Annotated in this window: 2 protein-coding genes; both read right to left on the bottom strand. The window is 28.5% G+C overall.

The window, feature by feature from the left end; translation table 11 throughout:
- Nucleotides 1-142: 142 nt before the first annotated feature.
- Nucleotides 143-442, bottom strand: a complete 300-nt coding sequence (locus VK998_RS00615; protein WP_325224328.1) for a hypothetical protein — start codon at nucleotides 440-442, stop codon at nucleotides 143-145.
- Between the two features lie 150 nt (nucleotides 443-592).
- Nucleotides 593-1837 carry a serine protease HtrA gene (gene htrA / locus VK998_RS00620; RefSeq protein WP_325224330.1) on the bottom strand — a complete coding sequence of 415 codons (1245 nt, stop codon included), beginning with the start codon at nucleotides 1835-1837 and terminating at the stop codon, nucleotides 593-595.
- Between the last annotated feature and the right edge of the window lie 393 nt (nucleotides 1838-2230).

Below are 2230 nucleotides of genomic sequence, written 5' to 3' on the forward strand. Positions count from 1 at the left end.
TTGTTTTTTCATATTTTAATATTATCTTAACTATTCTTGGCTATATTTAGGAACTGAATTGTTAAATTTTCATCTGTAAAAATATCATACCCAGTTAAAGCCATCGTTTGGCAGCTTTTGTACGGAATAAAAATTTAATCTTTTATATTGTAGATACTATCTCATTAAAATCCTTCATAATTTCTTTAAACTTTTCCTCTCCAATTTCCGATATACTTTTACCCATTTCCAAATAGTATTTTCCCAAAAAGCCATCTATTTTGTCTCTATAACTAATATCTACTTTGTTATAAAAATTCCCTAATACTAATGCAATAGCAATAAAAGGATCCTTTTCTATAAAATTTGCATCAGCTATACCACCTATATCGTATTTATCACAATTGAATACGGCATTTACAGTTACTTCTATTTGATAAGCATAATCATGAGATTTAAACACAGAATCACCTCCATAAAATCTCAAATCAAATCATTAAAATATATTCTTCCCAATACATCTTTATTATAATTGTATCATCATAATAAAATTGATTCAATCCATTAATTTGGGACAGCAGGGACGGTTCTCACTGTCCCACCACTGTCCCAATTACTTCAAAACATCAAATTCTATTTTCACCTGTTCTTCTCTACCATTTCTAACTATACCTAAATTTGCTTTATCTCCTTTTTTATATTTATAAAGGGATTTTTTTAGTTGATTCATATTTTGAATTTCTTCATCATCAATTTTGGTTATTACATCTCCAGTTCTTAAATCTGCCTTACTTGCTGGAGATTTTGGTACTATCTCAATTACAACAACCCCGTGTTCTGCCATTAATTCTACTCCAAGCTGTCTTTCATATAATTCCACTTCAACTCCTGTTATTCCAAGAAATACAGTTTTATATGCTCCTTCTTTTACTACTTGTTCTATTATGGGTTTTACCATATTTATAGGTATTGCAAATCCTAATCCTTCTGCCGTCTTTATCTTAGCTGTGTTTATTCCTATTACTTCACCTTTGCTATTTAATAGAGGACCTCCACTATTTCCTTCGTTGATGGAAGCATCCGTTTGAATTAAATCTTCAATAACATTATATCTATCTACTTGAATAGATCTATTAAGCCCTGATATTATTCCAGAAGTTACAGTTCTCTGAAATTCCAATCCTAAAGGATTCCCTATAGCTATGGCAGTTTCTCCTATTTCTAATTTATCAGAATCTCCTAATGTAGCTACTGGTAAATTTTTTTGTTCTATTTTTACTATAGCTAAATCTATAGAACCATCATTCCATAATACCTTCCCAGGTATTTTATCTCCATTTTCAAGCAATACAGTAATCTCTTTTGCATTTCCATTTCCAACAACATGGGAGTTAGTAAGTATATAACCATTTTTATCTACTATTACCCCAGAGCCTACTCCATCTACTTCTTGAGACATAAATCCAAAATTTTGTACTTGTTTAGTCGTAATCCCCACAACACTACTCATCGCCTTTTTAGCTGCTAAAGAAACTGCATTAACACTATTATCATCAATATTATAAACCACATTATCATTACTAACCTCTTCTTCTATGGCTGGTAATTTATCTGCATATAAGTAATTTATAGCTATATAAGGTGATATTAAACCAGTAATGAGGGAAGATATTAAGGCAACTGCTAAATATGATAATATCCTCTTTCTTTTTCCTTTCTTTTCTTTGTAAATATCTTCATTCATAGTTTTATAATTATCTTTTTCATCCTCACAATTTTCCTCACTATCTTCTACCACTGCATCTATACCTTCTATTATCTCCATCATTTCATTTAAATCTCTTTTTTCATCATCCATTATTCTACCTCCTCATCTTCAATCTTTATCTATAGATTAATCTATAAATGTAAAAACAATATAGAAAAATTATGTTATTGTGGTAAAAATATATTTAACTTTTTTACAATTTCCCATAATTATTTGATATGAATTCCATACACTTACTGTATTATATTATTATTATTTAAACTTACAAAGGTAAATAAACTATAATTTTTTGTTATAATAAATATATAGAATCTTTTATCACTTATCTTTAAGGAGAAGATTAATATGAGTTTTAATATTTATTTAGTAGAGGATGATAAAAATTTAAACTTAGTGTTAACTACTTATTTAAAAAAGGAAGGTTGGGAAGTATCTTCTTTTTTAACAGGAAAAGATGCTCAAAATGCTATTAATAATCCTCCA

Origin of the sequence: Schnuerera sp. (assembly GCF_035459645.1) — a bacterium.
Lineage (GTDB): Bacteria > Bacillota > Clostridia > Tissierellales > Tepidimicrobiaceae > Schnuerera.

Bases quoted from the DNA above. Each gene is read 5' to 3' on its own strand.
- htrA (WP_325224330.1), bottom strand. From the start codon at position 1,837: ATGGATGATGAAAAAAGAGATTTAAATGAAATGATGGAGATAATAGAA.